This window comes from Microcystis sp. LE19-10.1B (genome assembly GCF_027530565.1).
GTDB classification, from domain to species: domain Bacteria; phylum Cyanobacteriota; class Cyanobacteriia; order Cyanobacteriales; family Microcystaceae; genus Microcystis; species Microcystis aeruginosa.
Window position 1 is genome coordinate 1 of record NZ_JAPZQM010000691.1, and the last position, 4,091, is coordinate 4,091.

The following is a 4,091-nucleotide window of genomic DNA, read 5'->3' on the forward strand; positions in this document are numbered from 1 at the left end:
TAAATTCTCTCTAGCATTTTCTGGCTCTCGGGGTTTAGGTCTCTAATCAATCTCATTGTATTTTCCTGCTGCTTCGTTTTTTTATGTATTATACTTCTTAATTTTTTATTTGGGTAATTAATTTTGCATGACTACTTATCAAGGAGTTTGGGTAGGGTTGATTCATGAATCAACCCTACTATGAATCAACTCTACTATGAATCAACCCTAGGAGGGGCAGGGGGGATCAGAGGCAAAATCTATTTTTAATTTAATTATAACTACTTACTTAAGTTAATTTCTCCCAAATTTTTGCGGCTCTCTTATCGTTTGTGTGATCGATTTTAGCGATCAAATCTGTCTTCCTCTCTCTGTCCTTTGTGCCTTTGTAGTTTATCCCCAAGAGGAGCTTTTTTCTAGCCTATCCCTTGGGGGAGAAAAATAATAAGGGGAACCACAGTTGATGAAGAATATCTTCATTAATCCGACGCACGGCTAACCATTCCAACATATTGGAACGATGGCAGGTAGCCACTGCGATGGCACTGATGTCATCTTCTTCCGCTGCCGTCAAAACTTCTAATACAGGTGTTCCTTGTCGCACTTGGCTCTGTACTTGCAAACCGAGTTTTTCTAGTCGCACTTGCACCGATTCTAATTCCCGACGGGCATCATTTAAACGGTATTCGGTGACACTGGGATCGCGACTGATATTTTCCACTACCCGGACGAGGAGACATTGCTCAAAAGAGCCGGGGGCGCGAGTTGGGGCGTATTTTTCCATCTGTTCAATTAGATAAATTGCGTCGGGACTGCCATCGTAGGGAATTAATAAATGTTTCCAGAGATGTTGACAGCGCAGGGCTAATTCATCGCGAGTATAAACTGATAATAATTGCGGTCGGAAAATCAGCAGCGGAATATCGGTAATACCTGCGATCGCTAAACTGGTACTACCGAATAATTTTTCTTGGACAGCACCGCGCATGGGATTTCCCATCAAAATCACGTCAATAGAGTGATGCGCGAGGATTTCCCGCACGGCATCCACGGGACGACGGTTAGAGATTTCGACAATAACTGTCATACCGTCGGGAATATTTGCTAAAGCTGGGGATAATTTTTCTTTAGCCGCGTCAATTTTCCCTTGATCTACGGCAGCTAGGGTGGGTTGTTCCCAAACCGGAATACTGTGGAGGAAGATAACTTGTTTTAAGCCGCTCAGGGCTAAGTGTGGCACACAATGGACAAGACGATGGAGACCATCGAAAAGATCTGTACAGATCAAAGCGCGCTCGAACATAAATTAACCCCTAGCAATTCGGTTATTCTTCCCTAAGAATAGCTAAAAAGGTGAAGAAATGCGCCCCGCATCCCTAGCTCGTTTCCGCAGAAACCCAGCCGGAGAAAGAGGTCGCCCGCAGGGGTGAAATGAGTTACTGGGGGGCCCAGGGATTAGAATCTAGACCCCACTGGTGTTTGAGAAAAGCTTTGTACATATTTTCTCTGACCATCATTTGTTCGTAGAGCTTGATCAGGAAATCCTGCGCTTGCTCCTGACTCATTTTTTCTACCTGAGTCTGAAAAGAACGAATGTTGAACTGTTGTTCTAAGGAAAGTTCGATCGGTTGAGACATGGTGTTCCTCCTCGATGAAGACAGTGGTTGATAACAAGCGAGATGGGTGATGGGTATCACCTTTTTTAACTAATGTAACAAATACTTGACAAAGTGTCAATGTATCTGTAAAGGGGGTTTTGCTTTTTCCCTCCCGTTAGCTAGGATACCCCGCCGCCAAAAGGAAAGAAGCATATAATGATACATTTAGCAAGAGTTTTCATAAAATTTTGCTTACTGTGAACAAATACTTAAGTAGTTATACTTAGGCAGCCCAGAGCGAGAGAAAATATTTGACAAATTGTGTAAACATTCTGTAATAATCGAAGAGAGCGACATAAATCGGGTAAGTTGAATGATTAGGCCTGTTAAAAGCTAAAAACGTAACCCCTAGATTCCGTCCCTCTCGTTGAAATCGTTAAGGATAGTCAAAATTGACGGCCACAGCCGCTATCGTGCAGAAACTGCAAGCTTATCGCTGGGAAACATCCTCCTTAGCTCTGTTTGCCTTAAAAAAATCAGCATACAGGCACGGAATGTCGCACAAGTTTTTACATCACCCTATACTTGGAGGAATCCATCATGTCCGTTCGTCTATACGTTGGTAATTTGCCCAAAGAATCCGTCGAGCGCGAAAAATTACAGGCGCTTTTTGCCGATGAAGGGGATACGATCACCACTAAAGTCATCAAAGATCGCAAAACTGGCAAATGTCGCGGTTTTGCCTTCGTTACCGTCCCTAGCGATGAACTAGCTGACCAGTTTATCGAAAAATACAACGGACAATCCTTCATGGAAAACCCGATCAAAATCGAGAAAGCTCTCCCCCGCAGCAAGGGAGGTAAAGAAGAAGGAGAAGAAGCAGAAGGCACGGAGGCCAGCGTAGAAACCCCGGAAAAAGTCGAAAGACCGACTCCGAAACCGACGACAGCAGCACCGCGCAAATCCAGTAGTGGTGGTGGCGGCGGCAAAAAACGCAAGGCTGAACGGGGTGGCAATAATGCCCCGAAAGTTACCAGCGATGGTGACGCTTTACAGCCAGATCCCCGTTGGGCTAATGAATTGGCTAAACTCAAGGAAATGTTAGCAGCTCAGGCCACTAATCCCTAATTCCATTGACAAGAGGGCAAGGGATAGCCGATAACTAAGAGGTTCAAAATATCGCTTTTAGGAATGTGCATCATGACAGCAATCGATCCGGTCATTCTCATGAAACAGGAGGTCGGTAAGGCCGCCGCTAATCTAGTTCAATCTAATTCGGTCGTGGGATTGGGAACTGGTTCAACGACGGCCTACGCGATCGAGTATCTGGGCGCTAGACTGCAAAGCGGGGAAATCAGCAATATTGTCGGGGTTCCTACTTCTTTTCAAGCGCAAGTTTTGGCTAGGAAGTACGGAATTCCCCTCACTACCCTCGATGTCATCGCAAAGATGGATATCGCTATCGATGGGGCCGATGAGGTGGATCCCCAGAAAAACCTGATTAAAGGCGGCGGTGCTGCCCATACTCAGGAGAAAATTGTCGATAGTCTCGCCGATATTTTTGTCGTGGTAGTGGATGGCAATAAGCTGGTGGACAAGTTGGGATCGACTTTTCTTTTGCCGGTGGAAGTGTTACCCATGGCCATGACTCCGGTGATGCGAAAATTGGAGGCACTCGGTGGTAAACCTTCTCTCCGCATGGGAGTGAAAAAAGCTGGCCCCGTGGTGACAGATCAAGGCAATTTAGTTATCGATGTTAAATTTGATAGTATCGATGATCCGGCTGATTTGGAAAGAACTATTAATAATATGCCGGGGGTTTTAGAAAATGGTTTATTTGTCGGGGTTGCTGATCTGATTCTCGTCGGTGAAATTATTGACGGTAAGCCGGTAGTGCGCGAGATTAGGTAGGATTAATTATTCTTAATCTAACAGTGAAACAGGCCTGCGGCCTGTTTTGTTATTATGGGTATATACAGACAAAGAAAAAAGTCAAGGACGTTTTACCAGACCCATCGTTAGGGGGAATCGAGCAATTTTGGCTCAAATAATATTTGCTTTTAGCTAATAACAAATCTCTAGCTATTGCCAGAAGTCAATACCTTCGAGAGTTAACCCTCAGAATCGGAATTACCTGAAGCTAGGCAAGGGAGGTGATGTCGAGATGATTACACGAGATATCCCCAAAAGCGACAACCCAATCACGGTCTGCTTTTCTCATCTATACTAATAAAAATAGTTCGATAGCTGAACTGTATGTCTTTCGTTACTAATTCAATTTCATCGAAAAACTATGGGAGAATTATAGCGGTGTGCAGTCGTATGAGGTACAGTGTCACGAGCTATAAACCATGCTAGTGGGACTTAAACGCCAAATAAAGATCAAATCGAGTATAATCGTTAAAGAGTAAGCACTTTACGTTGAAAGATCAGCGATGAAAGAGACAACCCCAGCCGCAATGCCCCCATGCTTTGACCGATGGTGTCGGCGGTTTGACAATTGCTTCAAAAACG

General features: G+C 44.5%; 4 protein-coding genes. 2 read left to right on the forward strand and 2 right to left on the reverse strand.

Annotation, left to right across the window (positions count from 1 at the left end; all coding sequences use genetic code 11):
* Nucleotides 1-400 precede the first annotated feature (400 nt).
* A complete protein-coding gene (locus tag O9332_RS24645) occupies nucleotides 401-1,282 on the reverse strand; it encodes a universal stress protein (RefSeq protein WP_002757730.1) in 882 nt (293 codons plus the stop codon).
* A 133-nt stretch (nucleotides 1,283-1,415) separates the two neighbouring features.
* Nucleotides 1,416-1,616: an NblA/ycf18 family protein gene (locus O9332_RS24650; protein ID WP_002739006.1), complete on the reverse strand. Its 201-nt coding sequence runs from the start codon at nucleotides 1,614-1,616 to the stop codon at nucleotides 1,416-1,418.
* 561 nt (nucleotides 1,617-2,177) lie between these two features.
* Here O9332_RS24650 and O9332_RS24655 point away from each other — a divergent pair.
* Both O9332_RS24655 and rpiA read left to right on the forward strand, forming a co-directional pair.
* A complete protein-coding gene (locus O9332_RS24655; protein WP_002757731.1) occupies nucleotides 2,178-2,705 on the forward strand; it encodes an RNA recognition motif domain-containing protein in 528 nt (175 codons plus the stop codon).
* Between the two features lie 72 nt (nucleotides 2,706-2,777).
* Complete coding sequence (gene rpiA, locus O9332_RS24660; RefSeq protein WP_002757733.1) at nucleotides 2,778-3,488, forward strand: ribose-5-phosphate isomerase RpiA; 711 nt, start codon at nucleotides 2,778-2,780, stop codon at nucleotides 3,486-3,488.
* The last annotated feature ends 603 nt before the right edge of the window (nucleotides 3,489-4,091 follow it).